Annotated in this window: 15 protein-coding genes; 2 read left to right on the top strand and 13 right to left on the bottom strand. The window is 74.3% G+C overall.

Annotated elements, in window-relative coordinates; translation table 11 throughout:
• Positions 1 to 146: 146 nt before the first annotated feature.
• From ACFCX4_RS16630 to nrdR, 8 genes are all read right to left on the bottom strand, one after another.
• Positions 147 to 1,358 (bottom strand): cytochrome P450, encoded by a 1,212-nt coding sequence (locus ACFCX4_RS16630; protein ID WP_376142966.1) that lies wholly within the window; start codon positions 1,356 to 1,358, stop codon positions 147 to 149.
• A 287-nt stretch (positions 1,359 to 1,645) separates the two neighbouring features.
• Positions 1,646 to 2,890: a cytochrome P450 gene (locus ACFCX4_RS16625; RefSeq protein WP_376142964.1), complete on the bottom strand. Its 1,245-nt coding sequence runs from the start codon at positions 2,888 to 2,890 to the stop codon at positions 1,646 to 1,648.
• The gene (locus tag ACFCX4_RS16620) at positions 2,887 to 3,636 is read right to left on the bottom strand and encodes an ATP/GTP-binding protein (RefSeq protein WP_376142962.1); all 750 of its coding nucleotides are present in this window, start codon (positions 3,634 to 3,636) and stop codon (positions 2,887 to 2,889) included. The genes ACFCX4_RS16625 and ACFCX4_RS16620 overlap by 4 nt, the downstream gene beginning before the upstream one ends.
• Positions 3,617 to 4,006 (bottom strand): DUF742 domain-containing protein, encoded by a 390-nt coding sequence (locus ACFCX4_RS16615; protein ID WP_376142960.1) that lies wholly within the window; start codon positions 4,004 to 4,006, stop codon positions 3,617 to 3,619. The genes ACFCX4_RS16620 and ACFCX4_RS16615 overlap by 20 nt, the downstream gene beginning before the upstream one ends.
• Positions 4,003 to 4,449, bottom strand: coding sequence for a roadblock/LC7 domain-containing protein (locus ACFCX4_RS16610; RefSeq protein WP_376142958.1), 447 nt, complete (start codon positions 4,447 to 4,449; stop codon positions 4,003 to 4,005). Before ACFCX4_RS16610 ends, ACFCX4_RS16615 begins: the two co-directional genes overlap by 4 nt.
• The gene (locus ACFCX4_RS16605) at positions 4,449 to 6,194 is read right to left on the bottom strand and encodes a sensor histidine kinase (protein WP_376142956.1); all 1,746 of its coding nucleotides are present in this window, start codon (positions 6,192 to 6,194) and stop codon (positions 4,449 to 4,451) included. The genes ACFCX4_RS16610 and ACFCX4_RS16605 overlap by 1 nt, the downstream gene beginning before the upstream one ends.
• Before the next feature lie 550 nt (positions 6,195 to 6,744).
• Positions 6,745 to 9,627, bottom strand: a complete 2,883-nt coding sequence (locus ACFCX4_RS16600; RefSeq protein WP_376142954.1) for a vitamin B12-dependent ribonucleotide reductase — start codon at positions 9,625 to 9,627, stop codon at positions 6,745 to 6,747.
• Between the two features lie 216 nt (positions 9,628 to 9,843).
• Complete coding sequence (gene nrdR / locus ACFCX4_RS16595) at positions 9,844 to 10,341, bottom strand: transcriptional regulator NrdR (protein ID WP_350569069.1); 498 nt, start codon at positions 10,339 to 10,341, stop codon at positions 9,844 to 9,846.
• A gap of 344 nt (positions 10,342 to 10,685) precedes the next feature.
• Between nrdR and lexA the strand changes: the two genes are divergently transcribed.
• Complete coding sequence (lexA, locus tag ACFCX4_RS16590; RefSeq protein ID WP_376142951.1) at positions 10,686 to 11,567, top strand: transcriptional repressor LexA; 882 nt, start codon at positions 10,686 to 10,688, stop codon at positions 11,565 to 11,567.
• 167 nt (positions 11,568 to 11,734) lie between these two features.
• Here the strand turns inward: lexA and ACFCX4_RS16585 are convergent, their stop codons facing one another.
• From ACFCX4_RS16585 to ACFCX4_RS16565, 5 genes are read right to left on the bottom strand one after another with little or no spacing between them, the layout of a single operon-like run.
• On the bottom strand, positions 11,735 to 13,858 hold the full coding sequence (locus ACFCX4_RS16585) for an ATP-dependent DNA helicase (protein ID WP_376142949.1): 2,124 nt from the start codon (positions 13,856 to 13,858) through the stop codon (positions 11,735 to 11,737).
• Positions 13,859 to 13,870: 12 nt separating this feature from the next.
• On the bottom strand, positions 13,871 to 15,694 hold the full coding sequence (locus ACFCX4_RS16580; RefSeq protein WP_376142947.1) for an IucA/IucC family protein: 1,824 nt from the start codon (positions 15,692 to 15,694) through the stop codon (positions 13,871 to 13,873).
• Complete coding sequence (locus ACFCX4_RS16575) at positions 15,672 to 17,090, bottom strand: lysine N(6)-hydroxylase/L-ornithine N(5)-oxygenase family protein (RefSeq protein WP_376142945.1); 1,419 nt, start codon at positions 17,088 to 17,090, stop codon at positions 15,672 to 15,674. Before ACFCX4_RS16575 ends, ACFCX4_RS16580 begins: the two co-directional genes overlap by 23 nt.
• Before the next feature lie 15 nt (positions 17,091 to 17,105).
• Positions 17,106 to 17,786 carry a GNAT family N-acetyltransferase gene (locus ACFCX4_RS16570; protein WP_376142976.1) on the bottom strand — a complete coding sequence of 227 codons (681 nt, stop codon included), beginning with the start codon at positions 17,784 to 17,786 and terminating at the stop codon, positions 17,106 to 17,108.
• Complete coding sequence (locus tag ACFCX4_RS16565) at positions 17,678 to 19,570, bottom strand: IucA/IucC family protein (protein WP_376142943.1); 1,893 nt, start codon at positions 19,568 to 19,570, stop codon at positions 17,678 to 17,680. Before ACFCX4_RS16565 ends, ACFCX4_RS16570 begins: the two co-directional genes overlap by 109 nt.
• Positions 19,571 to 19,899: 329 nt before the next feature.
• Here ACFCX4_RS16565 and ACFCX4_RS16560 point away from each other — a divergent pair, with 329 nt between their 5' ends.
• Positions 19,900 to 21,087, top strand: coding sequence for a trypsin-like serine peptidase (locus tag ACFCX4_RS16560; protein WP_376142941.1), 1,188 nt, complete (start codon positions 19,900 to 19,902; stop codon positions 21,085 to 21,087).
• Positions 21,088 to 21,137 lie beyond the last annotated feature (50 nt).

Below are 21,137 nucleotides of genomic sequence, written 5' to 3'. Positions count from 1 at the left end.
GCCAAGGTCCGGGCACGCCCTTCACACCCGTGTGCCCCTTTTGTGACCCGGCCCGCCGGGTGGCGCCCCCGGAGCACCGGCGGCCCCGTCCACCACTCGTGGCCGGGGCCGTCCGCACCGCCTCCGCATGAGGAAACGATTCCCCTTCAGAACAGGCGGACCGGCAGCTCCTTCAGCGCGTTCACCACCAGCGACCCGCTCGGCCGCAGCTCCTCGTCCGGCACCGCGAGCGACAGCCCGGGGAACCGTTCGAACAGGGCGGGGAGCGCGATCCCCGCCTCCAGCCGGGCCAGCGGCGAGCCGGGGCAGACGTGCGGACCGTGCCCGAACGACAGGTGCCGGACCGGATCCCGGGTGACGTCGAACACCTCGGCGGTCACCCCGTGCTGCGCCGGGTCCCGGCCGATCGCGTTGTACGAGATCAGCACCGGCTCGCCCGCGGGGATCACCGTGCCGCCCACCGGGACGTCCTCCGCCGCGAACCGGAACAGGAAGTTGCTGGTCGGCGGCGTCCAGCGGAGCGACTCCTCCACCACCGCGTCCCAGCCGGCCCCGCCCGCCCGCACCAGCGCCAGTTGGTCCGGGTGGGTCAGCAGCGCCCGCACCGCGTTGCCGATGAGGTTCACCGTGGTCTCGTGACCCGCCGCGATGATCACCCGCAGGGTGGCCGCCGCCTCCGCGTCGGTCAGCGCCCCGCCCTCCGCGTCGGCCATCAGCAGCACGCTCGCCAGGTCCTCGCCGGGGGACGAACGCCGTTGCGCCACCAGGCCGTTGACGAAGGCGTTGAGCCCGGCGACGGTCGCCTGGATGCCCTCCGGGTTCGGCCGGGCGCCGAAGAACCGCTCGTACAGGTCCCGCAGGTGGCCGTGGTCCGACTCCGGGACCCCGAGCAGGGAGCAGATCACCGTCATCGGCAGCGGGAAGGCGAAGGCCGACTTCAGGTCCACCACCGGCTCCCCGGCCGCCAGGGCGTCCAGCAGCCCGTGGGTGATCGCCTCGACCCCCGGGCGCATCAGCTCCACCTGCCGCGGGGTGAACGCGTGCGCCACCAGGGCGCGCAGCCTGCGGTGCTCGGCACCGTCGGTGGTGACCATGCTGGGTCCGGGCACCGCCAGTCCGATCAGCGGCCAGGTCGACGGCACCTCGCCGCGCCGGTGGGCCGCCCAGTGCCGGGCGTCCTTCACCAGCCGGGGGTCGGTCAGCAGCTCACGGGCGGCCGCGTGCCGGGTGACCGCCCAGGCGGCGACACCACCGGGCAGCTCCACCGGCACCACCGGGCCGGCGGCGCGCAACAGGGCACCCTCGGCGGCGTTGTCCCGCGCCAGCGGGTCGAGGGCGAACGGGGCGGGGACGGTCATCGGCTGCGGCTCCTTCGGTTCGGGTACGGCGGTCCGGCGGTCCCGGGGTGCTGCCGTCCGGGCGGGGTGCGGGGACGTGCGACGGTGCCCGGCGCGCGGCGGCGCCGTCGGGACGCCCGCGGGCGTCGGGAGTACGAACAGGGAGGGCATCGGCGGTACGGGTGAAACGGCAGGAGCACGGGCGGAACGGTGGGAGCACGGGCGGAACGGCGCGGGCAGGGGCCGGGCGGGCGGCGGGAAGCGGCGGCGGGGCGCACCCGCCGCACGGGCCGGGCCGCCCGCCCGCGTCAGCCCGTGTACCCCGGGGTGAACGACACCGGCAGCGCGACCAGTCCGCGCACCCACGCCGACGGCCGCCACACCAGCGCGTGCTCGGCCACCGCCAGCCGCAGGTCCGGCAGCCGGTCCAGCAGCACCTCGACCGCCGTCGTCGCGATCACCTCGGCCGCCTCCTGCGCCGGGAACGGGCAGCCGTGCTCGCCGTACGAGTAGCTCAGGTACGCCCGGTTGCCCTCGGCCGGGCGACCGTCCGGCTGCCGCACCGACGGATCGGCGTTGGCACCCGCGAAGCCCAGCAACAGCATGTCCCCGGCCGCGATCCGCTGCCCGCCGAGCAGGGTGTCCCGGACCGCCCAGCGGCCGGCGAAGATCTGCGTCGGGGTGTCCTCCCAGAGCACCTCGTTCAGCGCCTGGCCGATGCTGCGCCGCCCGCCGGACAGCGAGGCGGCGAACCGCTCGTCGGTGAGCATCAGCCGCAGCGCGTTGGAGATCCAGTACGAGGTGGGCTGGTGACCGGCGATCAGCAGCACCCGCAGGTCCCGCATGATCTCGTCGTGGTTCAGGCCCGCCGGGTGCGCGAGCATCCGCGAGGGGATGTCCTCGCCCGGGTGCGCGGCCTTCTCCTCGACCAGCTCCAGCATCGCCGCGAGCAGCCGTTGCGCACCGGCCGGGGCGGCCGGACCGCCGTCCAGCATGGTCAGCAGGCCGTCGATCAGCGCCGGCGCCCGCTCCTCGCTCAGCCCGAACACCCGGCAGAGCACCAGCAGCGGCAGCCGGTGCGCGTACTCGGCGACGAGGTCCGCCTCGCCCCGCCCGGCGAACCCGTCGACCAGCCGGTCGGCAAGCTCCTCGCAGTGCTTGCGCAGCTCGTACGGGTCGACGGCGGCCAGCGCGTCGGTGACCGCCCGCGAGCGCCGGACGTGCTCCTCGCCCTCGGCGTAGAGGATCGACGGCACCGGGGCCATCATCGGCTTCAGCGGCCAGTCCCCGGCCACGGTCGCCCAGCCGGTCCAGCGGGTGGAGTCCCGGCCGAAGAGCTGCGGCTGCCCGGTCACCAACTGGAGTTCGCGGTAGCCGATCACCAGCCAGGCGGGCACCCCGCCGGCGAGCTCGACCGGTGCGACCGGGCCGTGCGCGGACCGCATCTCCCGGTAGACCTGGGAGGGGTCGGTCTGGAAGCGCGGCCCGTACAGCGGGGTGGCACCGGCGTGCGCCGGGCAGCCCGGCGGCGGGGTGGCGGCGGGCTCGGTCACGGGGTGCTCTCCTCAAGGACGTCGGGGACCCGGCTGCCGCCGGCATCGGGGTCGGCGCTGCGGACGGCACCGGCGGCGGCGCCGGCAGCGGGGACGGCGGCGGCGACCGGGGTGCCCGCCGCGGCCTCGACCCGGGCGGTCAGGTGCCGGACCAGGGCGATCAGCACCTGCTTGCCGGACTCCCGGTCACGGGCGTCGCAGTCCACCAGCGGCACCTCCGGCGACAGGTCGAGCGCCTCGCGGACCTGCTCCAGGGTGTGGCTCGGCACACCGAAGTTGTTGCGGGCGACGATGAACGGGGTGCCGTGGTGCTCCAGCCGGTCGATGGCGTACCAGGACTCCTCCAGCCGCCGGGTGTCCACCAGCACCACCGCCCCCAGGGCGCCGGAGAACAGCCGGTCCCAGAGGAACCAGAACCGCTCCTGCCCGGGCGCGCCGAACAGGTACAGCACCTGGCTGGCGGAGAGGGTGATCCGGCCGAAGTCGAAGGCCACCGTGGTCGACCGCTTGCCCCAGGCGCCGGTGGGGTCGTCGATCCCCTCGCCGGCCCTGGTCATGATCTCCTCGGTGTTCAGCGGACGGATCTCGCTGACCGCCCCGACCAGGGTGGTCTTGCCGACACCGAAACCTCCGACCACGACGACCTTCAGCGCGTTGTCGGCGGTGCGGCGCAGCGGCGTCCGCCCGCTCGGACGCGTCCGGCCCTCCGGGGCGGTGTCCCGGCCCTCAGAGCTGTTGGAGTCCATGCAGTACCTGCTTCAGCGTGTCGAGGTCGGGCAGCCGGGCCTTGCCGGGGGCGAACCGGGGGTGCCGCGCGGTCACCGACCCGGCCTCCAGGAGGTCGCCGAGGAGGATCTTCACCACCGACACCGGCAGCGCCAGCTCCGCGGCGACCTCCACCACGGCGGTCGGCGCCTCGCACATCCGCAGGATCCGGGCGTGCTCCGACTGCATGCCCGGCGCCGGCCCCCGCTCGGCGACGATCAGGGTGACCAGGTCGAACGCGTTCTCCGGCGCCCGGCTGCGGCCCCCGGTGATGGTGTACAGCCGGTCCGGGTCGTCGTCCCGGCCGGGCCGGACCGGCCGCCCCTCGGCGTTCCCCCCGTGTCCGCTCATGCCCGGGCGCTCCCGTCGCCCGCGGAACCGTCCGCCTCCGCGGTGTCCTCCCGGGCCGGGGCGCTGAGGTGGACGCCGATCCGCTCGATCAGCCCGTGCATGTTGTGGCCGACGACGCCCACGTCGGCGTCCTCGTCGGTGACCACGGCCAGGTGGGCGCCCTCGCCGGCCGCCACGATGCACAGCACGCCGCCGTGGAACTCGGTCATCGACTGCCGGACGCCGCCGGTGCCGTCGCCGAACTCGATCGACGCACCGTGGGCGAGGCTCTGCAGGCCGGAGGCGATCGCGGCGAGCTGGTCGGCCTGGTCGTTGCCGAGGCCGGAACTGTGGCAGAGCTTGAGGCCGTCGGCGGAGAGCACCAGGGCGTGCCGGGTGCCGGGAGTGCCGGCCAGCAGGTTCTCCAGCAGCCAGTCGAGGTCGCGGTCGGTGGCACTGCTCATCAGGAGTCCTTCACGGTGACGGGGGAGGCGTCGGGCGCCGGGGCCGCGAGGGACCGGGCGTCCCGGGTGTGCTGGGTGTCCCGGGCCGGTGCGGGCGGTCCGGTGGGTGCGGCCGGCTCCGGCCGGACGTCCGTGTCCGGCAGGGCGGCCCGGCGGAACGCGCCGAACCGGGCACCGGCCGCCGCGCCGGTGCGGTCGGCCGGCCCGGCCGGGGCCGCCACCGGGGCGGCCGCGGCGAGGGTCTGGCCGCGGCGGCGCTGCGGCAGCCCGCTGTCGGTGACCCGGGCCCCGGCCACCACGGCCGGCGCCGGCACGGACGCCGACGCCGGCACCTGTGCGGCGGGGGCACCGGGATCCACGGGCCGGCCGGCGGCGACGGCGGCCGGGCGCGCGGGGGTGAGCGCGGGGCGCGGAGCGGCGACCGCGGCACGTTCGGCCGGTGCGGGCGCCGGGACGGGATCCTGCGCGGGGTGGGTGACCAGCTGCTGCGGGATCAGCATCACCACGCCGGTGCCGCCGCGGGCCGACGGCCGGAAGGAGATCTGCAGGCCGTGCTTGCGGGCCAGCACCCCGACCACCGCCAGACCGATCCGGGTGCCCGCGGACAGCGTGGAGAGGTCCAGCGGCTCCGCCGAGACGGCGCGCTCGGCCCGGCGCAGCCAACTGTCGCTCAGGCCCAGGCCGCTGTCCTCGACGGTGATCGCCAGACCGGCCGGCACCTCCTCGACGTAGACGTGCACCTCGGCCGGCGGCGCGGAGAAGGTCGTGGCGTTGTCCAGCAGTTCGGCCAGCGCGTGCATCACGCCCTCGGCCGCGAACCCGGCCACCGCCGCCGTGCTGGCGCTGTGCAGCCGGACCCGCTGGTACGCCCCGATCCGGCCCAGCGCGCCGCGCAGCACCGACTCCACCGGGATCGGCCGGCCCCAGCGCCGGCCGGAGCGGGCGCCGGTGAGCACCGCGATGCTGTCGGCCGTCCGGCCCGCCCGGGCGGTCGCGTGGTCGAGGCTCAGCAGGTCGCCGAGGACCTCCTCGTCGTGCCGGTGCTGCATCTCGCGCAGCTCCGCGTGCATGCTCGTGGCCAGCGCCTGCACCCGGCCGGCGGCGGTGGCGCAGACCGCCAGCGCGGCGGCCCGCAGCCGCTCGCCGTGGCCGATCTCCTCGGCGACGGCGCGCAGCAGCACGCGCTGGGGGTGCTCGCGGTGGTCCGCCAGCGCGCTGTCCACGGTCGAGCCGGCGCGCAGCCGCCGCACCACCCCGGGCAGCACCTCGTCGGTCAGCCGGTCCAGGACGGCCCGCTCGGCGCGCTCCGCCTCGGCCTCGGCCCGTGCCCGGGCCGCCTCCGCGCGGGCGGCCGTGACCTCCTCCTCGGCCCGTCCCAGCGCGAGCCGGGCCTCGTCCCGCTCGGCCTCCGCGGCGGCGGCCCGCTCCTTGGCGGCGGCCTCGCCCTGCCGCGCCGCGCCGGCGACCACCAGCGCCACCATGGCCTCGTTGTCCTGCCCGGCCAGCTCCGTCTCCAGCCGCCGGGCCCGCTCGGTGGCGGTCCCGGCGTGCCAGACGGCGATCAGCCAGAGTGCGGTGACCGCCGCCACGGCGACCGCGGTCAGCGGCTGCCCGGCGTCGGACGCCCGCACCACCCCGACCGGCGCGGCCACCGCGGCCAGCAGGGCGGCCGCCGCCATCAGGGCCCTGGTGCGCAGATCGGGTCGACGGCGCGGCCCGCCGTCGGGGCTGGAGGGTTCTGTCATCGGTGCGGTGTCCTCGGCAGAAGTCGGGCGAATGCGCGACCGCCCGGCCGACGTCGTGGAACGTCTCCGGGCGGCATTTCGGTTCACGCAGTCGGCCGATCATATCCATTCAGACGATGCTCTCAACCGGTAAGTTGACGGTCAGTCTCCTTCGGCCACGCTCCGTACAACACTCCGCCTCGGTCGTCCTCACCCGAACGTCGCCCCCGCCACCCGGCGCACAGCCCCGCTGTCCAGCCCGTGCTCGGCGATCGCCCGTGCTCCGCACCCCTCCCCCTCCCGGAGCGGACCGGGCGACAAGTGACCCACCGTGATCTGACCGGACTTCATCCGTAGCGATTCCCCCGCGACGGTTCGAGCACCTTCCGCCACATCGAGGCGAACGGCGCCCGCCCTCCCCGCCCTTCGGGCCGGAACCACCACCGCCGCCGCGACTCCTCCGCACGCACCGCGTTCCCGGCCCCGGGACGCGCGAAGGCGGGGCGAGGACGTCGTGTCCTCGCCCCGCCTTCAGCGGTGGCTCACCTCGTCCGCGAGGTGCGGGGTGCGGTCAGCTGCAGCCGCTGGTGGAGCCGCAGCCCTCGCAGAGGTAGCAGCTGCCGGCGCGGCGCATCTTGGTGCCGCAGGAGAAGCAGAGCGGCGCGTCGGCGTTCAGGCCCAGCTGGATCTCGATCAGCTCGGTCGAGTTGTGGGCCTGGGCCGGGGTGGCCTTCGGCGCCGGGACGGCGGCCGGGGCGGCCGGCCGGGCGGCGACCGGGGCGGACTGGGCGAGCGTCTCGGTGTCCAGCTCCTCCTCGGCCTCCAGCGGCTCGTAGGACCCGGTGTCCAGGTGGCGCTGGCGCTCCTCGACGGAGTGGATGCCGAGCGCCGAGCGGGTCTCGAACGGCAGGAAGTCCAGCGCCAGCCGGCGGAAGATGTAGTCGACGATCGACTGGGCCATCCGCACGTCCGGGTCGTCGGTCAGCCCGGCCGGCTCGAAGCGCATGTTGGTGAACTTCGAGACGTAGGTCTCCAGCGGCACGCCGTACTGGAGGCCGACCGAGACGGCGATCGAGAAGGCGTCCATCATGCCCGCGAGGGTCGAGCCCTGCTTGGACATCTTCAGGAAGACCTCGCCGAGGCCGTCGTCCGGGTAGGAGTTGGCGGTCATGTAGCCCTCGGCGCCACCGACCGTGAAGGAGGTGGTGATGCCCGGGCGGCCCTTGGGCAGGCGCTTGCGGACCGGGCGGTACTCGACGACCTTCTCGACCGCGGCCGGGGCCTCGTCGGCCTTCTTCTCGTCGTCCTTCTTCTTGGCCGAGAGCGGCTGGCCGACCTTCGAGTTCTCGCGGTAGATGGCGAGCGCCTTGACGCCCGTCTTCCACGCCTCGAAGTAGATCTCCTCGACGTCCTCGACGGTCGCGGAGGCCGGCATGTTCACGGTCTTGGAGATGGCGCCGGAGATCCACGGCTGGATCGCGGCCATCATCCGGACGTGGCCCATCGGGGAGATGGAGCGCTCGCCCATCGCGCAGTCGAAGACCTCGTAGTGCTCGGTCCTCAGACCCGGCGCGCCGACCACGTTGCCGTGCTCGCCGATGTGGGCGACGATCGCCTCGACCTGCTCGTCCTGGTAGCCGAGGCGGCCCAGGGCGCGCGGCACGGTGCCGTTGACGATCTGCATCGAGCCGCCGCCGACCAGCTTCTTGAACTTGACCAGCGCGAGATCCGGCTCGACGCCGGTGGTGTCGCAGTCCATCATCAGACCGATGGTGCCGGTCGGGGCGAGCACCGACGCCTGGGCGTTGCGGAAACCGTTCTCCGCGCCGATCCGGAGGACGTCGCCCCAGGTCTCGGTGGCCGCGGCCCAGACCGGGGCGTCCAGCTCGTCGAAGGACACGGCGGCCTTCGAGGCGTCCGCGTGCTGCTTCATGACCCGCTGGTGCGGGGCGGCGTTGCGGGCGTAGCCGTCGTACGCGCCGACGACACCGGCGAGTTCGGCGCCGCGGCGGTAGGCGGTGCCGGTCATCAGCGAGGTGATGGCGCCGGCCAGGGCGCGGCCGCCCTCGCTGTCGTAGGCGTGGCCGGTGGCCATCAGCAGGGCGCCGAGGTTGGCGTAGCCGATGCCCAGCTGGCGGTAGGCGCGGGTGGTCTCGCCGATCTTCTCGGTCGGGAAGTCCGCGAAGCAGATGGAGATGTCCATCGCGGTGATGACCAGCTCGACGGCCTTGGCGAAGGTCTCGGCGTCGAACGAGTCGTCCTCGCGCAGGAACTTCATGAGGTTGAGCGAGGCGAGGTTGCAGCTGGAGTTGTCCAGGTGCATGTACTCGGAGCAGGGGTTGGACGCGTTGATCCGGCCGGACTCCGGGCAGGTGTGCCAGTGGTTGATGACCGAGTCGTACTGGATTCCGGGGTCGGCGCAGGCCCAGGCGGCCTCGGCCATCCTGCGGAAGAGCTTCTTCGCGTCGACGGTCTCGATGACGTCGCCGGTCATCCGGGCGCGCAGGCCGAATTCGGTGCCGTTCTCGACGGCGGTCATGAATTCGTCGCTGACCCGGACCGAGTTGTTGGCGTTCTGGTACTGGACGGAGGTGATGTCGTCCCCGCCGAGGTCCATGTCGAAGCCCGCGTCGCGCAGGGCGCGGATCTTCTCCTCCTCCTTCACCTTGGTCTCGATGAAGGCCTCGACGTCCGGGTGGTCCACGTCCAGCACGACCATCTTGGCCGCGCGGCGGGTGGCGCCGCCGGACTTGATGGTGCCGGCCGAGGCGTCGGCGCCGCGCATGAAGGAGACCGGGCCGGAGGCGTTGCCGCCGGAGGACAGCAGCTCCTTGCTGGAGCGGATCCGGGAGAGGTTGAGGCCGGCGCCGGAGCCGCCCTTGAAGATCATGCCCTCTTCCTTGTACCAGTCGAGGATCGACTCCATGGAGTCGTCGACGGCCAGGATGAAGCAGGCGGAGACCTGCTGGGGCTGCTTGGTGCCGACGTTGAACCAGACCGGCGAGTTGAAGCTGAACACCTGGTGGAGGAGGGCGTGCGTCAGCTCGTGCTCGAAGATCTCGGCGTCGTCCGGGGTGGCGAAGTAGCCGTTCTTCTCACCGGCGGCGCGGTAGGTGAGCACCACGCGGTCGATGATCTGCTTGAGGCTCCACTCGCGCTGCGGGGTGCCGACGGCGCCGCGGAAGTACTTGGAGGTCACGATGTTCACGGCGTTGACCGACCAGAAGTCGGGGAACTCGACGCCGCGCTGCTCGAAGTTGATCGAGCCGTCGCGCCAGTTGGTCATGACGACGTCGCGCCGCTCCCAGCGGACCTCGTCGTACGGGTGCACGCCAGGAGTGGTGTAGATGCGCCCGATCCGGAGGCCGCCCTTGGGGGCCTTGCCGGCGCCGCCCTTGGCGGCCGTCTTCTCGGACTTCGACCCGCGTGCGGAACCGCTCGTGGTGTCTGTCACTTCTGTTCCTCCTCCTGGTTGGGCAAACGCCCGGAGTGCCCTGAAAAGTCCGGGCACGGCTGGTTCGCTCTTCCGGTGTGCGGGCAGGCGGGAGACCTCGTCCGCCACGCACGGTTTTGTCATGGTCTGTGCGCCGTTTTCGGGCACACGTCGGCCCCGGGAAGGGCCTGGGGATGCGGCCGACCCCGGAAGGGGCCGGTGAAGGGGCCGGGCCGGCTAGGGCGCGGCGGCGGCGACGGACACCGGGGTGCCGTCCGCCTCGGGAGCGGGCCGCTCGGCGCGGAGTTCCGCGATGGCGGCCTCGAAGTCTTCCAGTCCGTCGTACGCCTGGTAGACGCTGGCGAAGCGCAGGTAGGCGACGACGTCGAGTTCCTTGAGCGGGCCGAGTATGGCCAGCCCGACGTCATGGGTGGTGAGCTCGGCGTTGCCGGTGGCCCGCACGCACTCCTCGACCCGCTGGCCGAGCTGGGCGAGGGCGTCCTCGGTGACCGGGCGGCCCTGACAGGCCTTGCGGACCCCGGAGATGACCTTCTCCCGGGAGAACGGCTCGGTGACGCCGCTGCGCTTGATGACCATCAGGGCGGCCGTCTCCACCGTGGTGAAGCGGCGTCCGCAGTCCGGGCACTGCCGGCGACGGCGGATGCAGCTGCCGTCCTCGGTCGTCCGGCTGTCGACGACGCGGCTGTCGGAGTGCCGGCAGAAGGGGCAGTGCACCTGAGGATCCCTCCCTGGCAGGACGTGCGGACTGGTCGAGTCTATGCGATGCCGGGGCGCAGGTAGCAACCCGATCTTGAGGCCTCGACCACAAGTACTGGGCCACGGAGAGGACTGTAGCCACTACATGTAGGTCCTTGACGGAAGTGGACCCCTGGGCGTGTCGGCGCCGACTAAACTGCCCGGGACGCCTACGGATCGAACATTTAATCGATGTACAACAAAGCCTTGATCGAGTCAGCCAACTCCCGAATAATTCACTCGAACGTGTGTTTGGCGCAACCTTTCGATACGAGGGGCGTTGGGCTGGAAAAAGGAGAGGACAGCCGTCGAGAGGGGCCGCCGTGAACACCGTCGAAAGCAACACCATCCCGGTGCAGGAACACTCCCAGCTCAAGGTGGGGCAGCGCACCACGAATCAGCAGAGTGTGGACATCTCCATGGACCGTAGCGAAGACCACCGCTCCGCGGGCCCGGGCCTTTCCGGTGTCGGCCGCGTTCCGGACCAGCCCATCGAACACTCCCCCGTGCTGGACGACGCGCACCCCGCGCCGACCCGCTCGGCGCCCGGCCGCCCGCCCGGCATCCGCACCGACGAGGCCGGCCTCACCGAGCGCCAGCGCCGGGTGATCGAGGTCATCCGGGACTCGGTGCAGCGGCGCGGGTACCCGCCGTCCATGCGCGAGATCGGCCAGGCCGTCGGCCTGTCCAGCACCTCCTCGGTGGCGCACCAGCTGATGGCCCTGGAGCGCAAGGGCTTCCTGCGCCGGGACCCGCACCGCCCGCGCGCCTACGAGGTCCGCGGCGTCGAGGTCGCCCGGCCGAACACCGCCGAGACCGCCGGCCGCCCGTCCACCTCCTACGTGCCGCTGGTCGGCCGGATCGCGGCCGGCGGGCCGATCCTGGCCGAGCAGACGGTCGAGGACGTCTTCCCGCTGCCGCGCCAGCTGGTCGGCGAGGGCGAGCTGTTCGCGCTCACCGTCCGCGGCGACTCGATGATCGAGGCGGCCATCTGCGACGGCGACTGGGTCACCGTCCGCCGCCAGCCGGTCGCCGAGAACGGCGACATCGTGGCCGCGATGATCGACGGCGAGGCCACCGTCAAGCGCCTCAAGCGCGAGGACGGCCGGATCTGGCTGATGCCGCACAACCCGGCGTACGAGCCGATCAACGGTGACAACGCCACCATCCTGGGCAAGGTCGTGGCGGTCCTGCGCCGGCTCTGACGCCGGTGCCGGGACCAGGTACCGGAGACCCTCCGCACCCGGCCCCGGCACCGTCGCCAGGCCCCTCGGCAGCACCGGCACCGGCCTCGGGAAGGGGCTCCCCGCACATCGCGCGGAGCCCCTCCGGCGTACCCGGGAACCACCCGGCCGCGCCGGGCGGTCCGGACTCAGCCGCGCTTCGCCACCGGCCGCACCGGAGCCGCCGAGGCGTCGATCGCCGCCAGCGAACGGCGCACCTGGTTGCGGTCCGTGGTGAACCAGAACTCCGGCATCGAGGAGCGGAAGAACCCGCCGTACCGCTTGGTGGCCACCCGCGGGTCGAGCACCGCCACCACGCCCCGGTCGTCCGCCGCCCGCACCAGCCGGCCCGCGCCCTGCGCCATCAGCAGGGCCGCGTGGGTCGCCGCGACCGCCATGAAGCCGTTCCCGCCGCGCTGTTCGACGTCCTTCTGCCGGGCGCTCATCAGCGGGTCGTCCGGACGCGGGAACGGGATCCGGTCCATCACCACCAGCTGACAGGCCGACCCGGGCACGTCCACGCCCTGCCAGAGCGACAGCGTGCCGAACAGACAGCTGGTCGCGTCCGAGGCGAACTCGCGGATCAACTCGCCCAGGGTGTCCTCCCCCTGGAGCAGGATCCGGTGGTCCAGCCGCTCCCGCATCACCTCGGCGGCCTTCTGGGCACCGCGCATCGAGGAGAACAGGCCCAGCGTCCGGCCTCCGGCCGCGCCGATCAGCTCCTCCAACTCGTCCAGCATGTCCGGCCGTTCGGGATCCCGCCCGGGATCGGCCAGATGCTTGGCGACGTACAGGATGCCCTGCTTGGGGTACTTGAACGGCGAGCCGACGTCGATCCCCCGCCAGGACGGCACCGGCTCGTCGCCGGAGCCCGCGCCCGCCGCCTCCGGGTTGTCGCCGGGGGTGCGCTCGTCCGGCAGCCGGGCCTCGGACGGCAGACCGACCGAGGCCGCCACGCCGTTGAAGTCCCCGCCGAGCTTGAGGGTGGCGGAGGTGAGCACCACCGAGCGCTCCTTGTAGAGCCCCTCGCGCAGCAGCCCGGAGACGCTCAGCGGGGCCACCCGCAGCGAGGCGGTGCCCAGCCCGTAGCGGTCGCTGCGCTCGATCCAGACCACGTCGTACTCGGAGTCCCGGAGCAGCCGGTCGGCCGTCTCGTGCAGGCCCTCGGCGGAGGCCATCGCCTGCTTGCGGACGGCGTCCTCGTCGCTGAGCCCCTTGTCCCTGGTCTCGCCGAGCGAGGTGATCACCTGCCGGGCGGCGTCCCGGATCGCGGTGACGGCGTACCCGAGGTACTCGGGCAGCTCCTCCACCCGGCCGGGCTGGGCGGTCTCCATCAGGCCGTGGTAGTTCTCGGCGGCGGCCTGCAGCGCGTCCACGGCCTTCTCGTTGGCGAGCCGGGCGGCCCGCTTGACCGTCCGGTTCACCGCGCCGACGGTGAGCTCCGCGGTGGCCGCCCCGGTGACCCGGTTGACCAGCTCGTGGGCCTCGTCGACGATCAGCAGCCCGTGCTCGGGCAGCACCGGGGCGCCCTCGATGGCGTCGATCGCGAGCATCGCGTGGTTGGTGACCACGACGTCGGCGAGCTTGGCCCGCTCGCGCGCCTTCTCCGCGAAGCACTCCTGCCCGTAGGCGCAGCGGCTGGCACCCAGGCACTCCTTGGAGGTGACCGAGAGCTGCGCCCAGGCCCGGTCGGAGACGCCCGGACTCATGTCGTCCCGGTCGCCGGTCTCCGTCTCGTCCGCCCAGTCGCGCAGCCGCAGCACCTCCTTGCCGAGCTTGCCGGCCGGGCCGCCCATCGCCTCGACCGGGTCGAACAGCCCCTCGCCCTCCTCGCTCGGGGTGCCCTCGTTGGCCCGGTGCAGGCAGAGGTAGTTGGAGCGGCCCTTGAGCATCGCGAACAGCGGGCGGCGGCGCAGCACCGGGTGGAGCGCGTCCACGGTGCGCGGCAAGTCCCGCTCCACCAGCTGGCGCTGGAGCGCCAGGGTGGCGGTGGCGACCACCACGCGGTCCCCGTGCGCGAGCGCCGGGACCAGGTAGGCGAGGGACTTCCCGGTGCCCGTGCCGGCCTGCACCAGCAGGTGCTCGCCGTGGTCGACGGCGTCGGCGACGGCCTCGGCCATCCGGAGCTGGCCGGGCCGTTCGACGCCGCCGACGGCCGCCACCGCGGCGTGCAGCAGCTCGGGGACACGGGCGCGGGGGACGGCCTCGACCGGGGCGCCGTCCGCAGGGTCCCCGGCGTCGGCGGGGAGCTGGGATTCGGAGTCGTTCGTCATGACCCTCCCACCCTACGGGGCGGGGGTGACAATCCGGTCGCGTCGGCCCGGCAGCCGCGCCTTCCCGCCCCCGGCCAGCGGGTTGGGCACGGTGCCGTGCCGGGCGGCGTGCGGGCGGTTCGGGCGGTCGCCGTAGCCGTCCAGCAGCAGCCGGTTGCGGTTCAGGCAGAGCCGGTCGATCCGCGGCCGGAACAGGTCGAACAGCGCGAACCGCTCGGCGAGTTCCGGGAAGCGCCGCTGGTGGCGGAGGATCGCGGTGCGCAGCAGCGCCCAGAACTCCGCCTCGCCGAGGCCGGTGTGCGCCTCCAGCAGCGGGGCCAGGTAGCGGAACACCCCGATGAAGAGCCCGGAGTGCAGGAACTGGCACAGGCCCTGCGGGTCCTCGCGCAGCAGCACCGCGTCCACCTCGGCGGGCAGGCCGCGCAGCTCCGGCAGGTCCTGGTCGCTGAGGTTGACGTCGTCGACGAAGTCCTTGACCGCCAGCCGGACCGGCACGTCCCGCTCGTCGAAGACCACGATGGCGTTCTCGCCGTGCGGGGAGAAGACCAGCCCGTACCGGTAGAGGAAGTGCAGCAGCGGCGGCAGCATCGCGGCGAACAGCCGCCCGGTCCACTCGGCGGGGGTGAGCCCGGAGCGGGCGATCAGCTCGGCGGCGAGCGGCCGGCCGTCGCTGCCGGTCTGCAGCAGGGCGGCCAGGGTGCGGCCGCGCTCACCGGGTTCCAGGGCGGGCCCGAGCGGCTCCCGCCAGATCGCGCCCAGCAGCTCCTTGTACTGGTACGGGGCCTCGGGCAGCTCGCGGTAGACCGGGTGGTCGACGGTGACGGAGGCGATCTCGCCGAGCAGCACCACCCGGCACTCCTCCCGCAGGAACGGGTCGGCGTCGCGCAGTCCGTGGATCCAGGCGGTGACGGCGGGCGCGGCCAGCGTGCGCTCGGTCGGCAGACCCCGCCAGACCAGGGTGTTGAGGACGGCCAGCGGCAGCTTGACCGTACAGCGCTCCGGGTGGCTCTCGTTGAAGAAGGAGCGGATCGACTGCTGGGGCAGCCGCAGGTCGCCGTCGGTGCCGAGCGGGACGATCTCGCCGGAGGCGATCCACGGGGCGAACAGCGGCACCACCGTCTCGTCCCACTGCCAGGGGTGCACCGGCAGCAGCAGGTAGTCGTCGGCGGCGGCGCCGAGCGGGGCGCGCAGCGCGGCCGGGTCGTCCAGCTCGCGGCGGTACAGCTCCTCGGGCCCGGCGAGACCGGGCACGCCCCGGTACTCGGCGAGCCGGCGGTGGACGGCGATCCACGGCAGCGGGCGGGCGGAGCGGGCCTCGGGGGCCCAGCGGGCGGCGTCGAGGGCGGAGAAGCCGATCCGGCCCTTGTTGGGGACGATCCACGGATGCCCGCCCTGGCGGCCCTCCAGCTCGGTGTGACCGAGGTCGGCGAGCTCGGCGGCGGTGAGGCCGGTGGCCAGCAGGTGCGCGTCGGCGATCAGGGTGGCGGTGAGTTCGCGCAGCAGGTGCCCGGTGGTGTCGCCGCGCAGGCCGAGGGTGTGCCGCGCGTGGGTGAGGAACCGCAGCGGGTCGGGTTCCCCGGGCTCGTCGCAGGTCACCGAGCCGGGGTCGACCAGCCAGCTCCGGTAGGCGCCGCGCCGGGCGGTGAACCGGTAGGCGGCGCCGGGCAGCTCCAGCAGGTACCCGCCGGACCCGGTGTCGGCGGGGGTGACGAGCTCCTCGTAGGCGAACTCGCCGAGCATCTTGGCCAGCAGTGCGCGGCCGGCCCGCTGCCAGTGGCCGGCGGTGAGCTGCGGCGGCAGGTACAGCGGCGGTTCAGCGGCCGGCGGTTGCGGCACGGGACGGCTCCTGGGGTCGGGGAAGGACGGAGGCGGGCGGGACGGCGGAGGCGGGCGGGACGGCCGGCACGGGCACGGGCGGCGGCGCGAACCCGGTCCAGGCGGTGCGCCCGGGCAGCCGGTGGACGGTCCGCCCGGCGACGGCGTTGAGGATCACGGCGGCCCGGTGCGCGCCCAGCCCGAGATCGGGGGTGCCGACCCCGTGGGTGTGCAGTTCGGCGTTCTGCACGTACAGCCCGCCGGTGACCCCGGGCAGCATCGCCACCCGGTGGTCGAGGTCGGTCCGGTACCGGCCGGCCTCGTCCCAGTCGACCAGGTGGGCCAGCGGTTCCAGGGCGGCCGGGCGGGCGGCCCGGTAGCCGGTGGCGAGCACCACGGCGTCGGTTCGCAGCAGGTGGCCGGTGCCGGAGTCGGTGTGCCGGCAGTCGAGCTCGACCCCGCCGCAGGGGCCGGGCCGGGCGCCGGTGACGGCGGTGCCGGGGGTGATCTCGACGGGCGCTTCGCCGACCGGCCGGCCCACCGTCCGTTCGTACAGCTGGTCGTGGATCTCGGCGAGGGTCTCGGCGGAGGCCGCCTTGTGCAGCTGCCACTGGGCGTCGACCAGGGTGTCCCTGACCTCCCCGGGCAGGCCGTGGAAGTACCGGGTGTAGTCGGGGGTGAAGTGCTCCAGGCCGAGCTTGGAGTACTCCATCGGCGCGAGTGCCCGGGTCCGGGTGAGCCAGCGCAGCCGCACCCCGTCACCGGTGTGGCGGCGCAGCAGGTCGAGGAAGACCTCGGCGCCGGACTGCCCGCTGCCGACGACGGTGACGTCCCGGGCGCCGGCCAGGTCCTCGCGCCGGTCGAGGTAGTCGGCGGAGTGGAAGACCCGCGGGTGGCCTTCGAGCCCGGCGAAGGCGGCCGGCCGCACCGGCCGGGTGCCGACGCCGAGCACCACGGCACGGGCCTCGACGGTCCGCACCCGGCCGGTGGCGGTCTCGCGAAGCTCGGCGCGGTAGCGGTCGCCGTCCCACCGCAGCGCGGTGACCTCGGTGCCGAAGCGGCAGTTGGGGAGCCGTTCGGCGGCCCAGCGGCAGTAGTGGTCGTACTCGCGCCGGGTGAGCTGGAAGCGCTCGGTGAAGTAGAAGGGGTAGAGCCGCTCCTCCTCGCGCAGGTGGTTGAGGAAGGACCAGGGGCTGGTCGGGTCGACCAGGGAGACCAGGTCGGCGAGGAACGGCACCTGCATCCGCGCGCCGTCGACGAGCATCCCGGGGTGCCAGCGGAACTCCGGGCGCCGGTCGCAGAAGAGGGTGCGCAGGCCGGGGACGGGCTCGGCGAGCGCGGCGAGCGAGAGGTTGAACGGGCCGGTGCCGACGCCGAGCAGGTCGTACGGACCGGGCGGGGGTGCTGGGGTGTCCATGAGGCGGGTGCAGTCCTAGGCGGGGTGCGGGGTGCGGTCGCGGACCATCAGGGCGGCCCGTTTGCCGGGCAGGTCGAGTTCGGCGGCGAGCCGGAACCCGGCCCGCCGGAAGGCGCGGACGGAGCGCCGGTTGCGGACGTCCGGTTCGGCGACCACCCGGGCGCAGCGCGGCCGTTCGCGCAGCAGGCGGTCGGCCAGGGCGGCGAGCAGGGTGGCGCCGAGGCCCCGGCCGCGGCTGCCGGCGGGGCCGAGCAGCAGGTGCAGGCCGGTGTCGTGGGGCCGGGCCGGGTAGTGCGCGGCGAGCGGGTCGAGGTCGGCCCGGTAGACCTCCCAGTAGCTCATCGGGGCGCCGTCGAGCAGACCGAGGCAGGGCAGGCTGTGCCCGTCGCCGCCGAGTTGGCCGCGCAGGTGGTGCTCGGTGACGGCCGGCGGGCCTGCGAGCTCCCAGAAGGCGGCCACCTCGGGGTCGTTCATCCAGCGGGCGAGGAGGCCGAGGTCGGCGGGGAGCCGGACCAGGCGCAGCCGGAACTCCCCGGCGTCGGTGGGCATGGCGTCCCACCCGGCCGGCTCGTCACGGGCGCCCCCGGTCACGCGCGGGCCACCGGGTTGGGGACGTCGACGTACACCGACTGGGTGGCGACCGGCCCGACCAGTTCGTCCAGGCCGTTGATCCTGGTGAGCAGGTTGGCCTTGCAGGGCAGCACCGGCGCGTCGAGCAGCAGGCCGGGCAGCGCGGAGCCGGTGGCGGTGGCGGCCGGGCCGGCCAGGAAGCGCCGCAGGGCGGCCAGCAGCACCGCCTCGTCGGCGAGCCGCTGGGAGCCGAGGGCGCCGACCAGGCCGAGGACGTGGTTGATGCCCAGGTAGTAGGCGAAGTGGTGGTCGATCACCGGGTCGTCGAGGAAGGTGTCGCTGCGGGTGCCGAGGCCGGGCAGCCGGGCGGCGAGCCGCTCGGCGGCGCTCTGCCGGTAGTAGTAGCCCTGGTTGTCGCGGTAGCGGCCGCCGACCGGCCAGCCGTCGGCGTCCAGCAGGACGAGGCTGTTCTGCTGGTGGGCCTCCAGGGCGATGCCGGCCCGGCCGTCCAGCCACAGGACGGGCAGGACGACGGCGTCCAGGTAGCGCAGGAACCATTCGGCGGTCACGGTGGCCCGCGGACGGCCGGTGCGGGCGGCGAGCGTGCGCAGCAGGTCGCCGATCCGGGACGGCACGGCGCAGCCCCCGGCGGCCGCCCGGTGCGGCTGCTCGGCGACCAGCCCGGCCACGCAGTGGGCGCGGTCGCCGGGGGCGAAGGGCTGGGCGCGCAGCACGGTGTCCAGGCCGCCCGGGTCGCCGAGGCCGGGGTGGTCGACGCCGATCCAGGCGGGGTCGCGGACGATGTCGAAGCCGGGGTGCGCGGCCCGCCACTCGGCGCCGAGCCCGCTCTCCAGCAGCCGGTGCATCTCCAGTCCGCGGTGGAGCTCCTTGCGGAGGTTCTCCCGGCGGGAGTTGGTGATCCGCAGGCCGAGCGAGAGCTTGAGCATCCAGGGGGTGCCGGGCCGGTAGACGGTGCGCACCGAGGAGGTGGGGTACCAGGCGTCGCCGCACGGGCCGAGGTCGTGCAGCCGGCCCTCGGCGAGCAGCGCGGCGACGGCCGGGCGGTGGGCGAGTTCGCGGGCCTGCCAGGGGTGCAGCGGCAGGGCGGCGGTGCCGGGCGGCAGTTGGGCCGGGTCGCCGAGGAGCTGGGCGGTGATCCGGTCGGCGCTCTCGGTGACGGCGGAGCCGGCGGCGAGCAGGTCGCGGTCGACCGCGTACCAGTGCAGCTGGAAGGAGCCGTGCAGTTCGGGCGAGTAGGCGGCGCTCTGGGCGGGGCCGAGGCCGTCGCGGCTCTTCGGGGTGGGGTGCATCGGGTGGCCGAGCAGCAGGGACTGCTCGGTCGCGAGGAACTCCGAGCGCTCGGGGCCGCCGGGCACCGGGGCGCCGGCGGCGCGGTGGTGGGCGAGGATGTCGGCGGTGCGGACCACCGAGTCGGCGACCCGGGCGGCGAGGTCGGCGATCTGCCCGGGGTCGGGCCGGTCGGCGGCCGCGGCGGCCAGCAGGGCGGCGGCGGTGACGGCGTCCACCGGGGTGTCCGCCGCGGTGTCGCCGGCCGCCCGCGCCGAGGGGGTCCCCGCCGCCGCGACGGCCTCGCCGGCCGCGAGGACGGCCGGGCCGAACCGGTGCCAGCCGGCCGGCGACCAGTGCCGGACCGGTGCGGAGAGCCGGGCGGCGCCGCCGAGGACGGCGATCCGCAGGTGCCCGTCCGGGCCGGGCAGGGCGCCGGTCTCCCGGGCCCAGCAGCGCAGCAGGGCCTCCAGGGCGGCCTGCTCGGCGGCGACGGCCGGGTCCGGGTGGAGCAGCCGGTCGGCGGGGGCCGGGCCGGCGGCGGTGGCGTGGTTGCCGGTGGTCGCGGGGGCGGGGAGTCGGGCCGGGAGGTCGGGCGGGGCTCCGGTCAGGGCGGTGCTCAATGCTGCTCCTTGGTGCGCGTGGAGTACCGACGCGCGGGGGTGGAGAGAACTCGCGGGCGCTCGCACCGTCGCGTCAGGTAAGGGTTACCTATCCCTGAGGGGTGATCACAAGGGCCGCTCACTCGTCCGGGTGAAGATGGGTGATTGTCCGCCGCGCGGGACGGAACGGGGCCGGTCCGCCGGCGGGCCGGGCGCCCCCGCGTCACGGATCGGTGACCGCTCCCGCCGGGCCGGAACCCGGGGGCCGCCCGGGGCCGTCCTCGTGACCAGTGGGAGACTCCAGCACGGCGGTCCGCCGACCGCACCGAACCACCAGGGGGACAGCACACATGCCAGTGATCCACCGGTCAGCCGCGGCCGCGGTCCTCGCGGCGGGGACCCTGTTCGCCGTCACCGCCTGCGGCCCGGAGGGGCCCGCGGGCGGCGGTGGCACCGCCGCTCCGCCGCCCACCGCGGGTGCGTCCGTCTCCGCCTCGGCCGCGGGGGGCGGCAGTGGCGTGATCGGCGGCATCACTCTGCCCTCGGGCCTGCCGACCGGTCTGCTCGACGGCCTGCCGAAGAGCTGGGACGACCTGACGAAGTGGAAGTTCGAGGACTGGGACAACTGGGCGTCCAAGCACGTCTTCAACAACCCGGTCATCAAGGACTTCTGGAACCCGGACAAGATGGGCGACTCCAAGCCGGCCGACCCGGCGCCGCCCACCGCCAAGCCCGCCGACGACGCCGGGGTCACCGACCCCGAGCCGCCGGTGGTCAAGGCCGTGCCGGTGCCCCGGCCGTACACCAAGCAGCCCTCCGGGAAGATCTTCTTCTCCGCCGAGGGCGGCCGCGGCAACTGCTCGGCCACCGTGATCCAGGACCCGGCGCGCCCCGGCAGGAGCAACCTGGTCTGGACGGCCGGCCACTGCGTGCACCCGGGCAAGGGCGGCAACTACTTCAAGGACCTGGTGTTCATCCCGGCCTACAACAACTCGGGCGCCTCCAGCGGCGGCAAGAAGGCCCCGCTGTCCGAGCTGGCGCCGCTCGGCACCTGGTGGGCCAAGGACGTGGTGACCTCCCCGCAGTGGCTGGTCGAGGGCGGCGGCACCGGCGACTCGGCGAGCCAGTACGACTTCGCGATCATGCGGGTGGGCAACCAGAACGACACCGGCAAGTCGCTGGAGGAGACGGTGGGCGGGGCCGTCCCGGTCTGGTTCGACGCCCCGCGCGACCGGATCGCGGCCACCGCGATCGGCTACCCGCTCTACAAGCCGTTCGACGGCCAGGAGCTCTACAAGTGCGAGGGCGGGAAGCCGACCCGGCTGTCCTTCGACCCGAAGCGCCCGTCGATGCTCACCATAGGGTGCAACATGACCCAAGGCTCCAGCGGTGGCGGCTGGTTCGCGCCGATGCCGGACGGCAGGCTCGCGCTGGTCTCCAACACCTCGATCGGCACCCAGGACCACACCTCGCTGAGCGGCCCGTACCTGGAGACGGTCGCCAAGCAGGCGCTGGACTGGCTCTCCCGGAAGAAGTAGCGGGGGAACGCGGACGGGCCCCGGCCCCCTCCTTCGGGAAGGAGGGGGCC

The organism is Kitasatospora sp. NPDC056327, assembly GCF_042261735.1.
In the GTDB taxonomy this organism is placed as follows: domain Bacteria; phylum Actinomycetota; class Actinomycetes; order Streptomycetales; family Streptomycetaceae; genus Kitasatospora.
Note: the sequence above shows the minus strand (reverse complement) of the source record. Positions and strands in the feature narration are given on the sequence as shown.

What these genes read in the sequence shown, in the direction of transcription:
- ACFCX4_RS16630 (WP_376142966.1), bottom strand. Translation starts at nt 1,358, where the DNA reads ATGACCGTCCCCGCCCCGTTCGCCCTCGACCCGCTGGCGCGGGACAAC.
- ACFCX4_RS16575 (WP_376142945.1), bottom strand. Translation starts at nt 17,090, where the DNA reads ATGGACACCCCAGCACCCCCGCCCGGTCCGTACGACCTGCTCGGCGTC.
- ACFCX4_RS16620 (WP_376142962.1), bottom strand. Translation starts at nt 3,636, where the DNA reads ATGGACTCCAACAGCTCTGAGGGCCGGGACACCGCCCCGGAGGGCCGG.
- ACFCX4_RS16585 (WP_376142949.1), bottom strand. Translation starts at nt 13,858, where the DNA reads ATGACGAACGACTCCGAATCCCAGCTCCCCGCCGACGCCGGGGACCCT.
- ACFCX4_RS16610 (WP_376142958.1), bottom strand. Translation starts at nt 4,449, where the DNA reads ATGAGCAGTGCCACCGACCGCGACCTCGACTGGCTGCTGGAGAACCTG.
- ACFCX4_RS16560 (WP_376142941.1), top strand. Translation starts at nt 19,900, where the DNA reads ATGCCAGTGATCCACCGGTCAGCCGCGGCCGCGGTCCTCGCGGCGGGG.
- ACFCX4_RS16615 (WP_376142960.1), bottom strand. Translation starts at nt 4,006, where the DNA reads ATGAGCGGACACGGGGGGAACGCCGAGGGGCGGCCGGTCCGGCCCGGC.
- ACFCX4_RS16605 (WP_376142956.1), bottom strand. Translation starts at nt 6,194, where the DNA reads ATGACAGAACCCTCCAGCCCCGACGGCGGGCCGCGCCGTCGACCCGAT.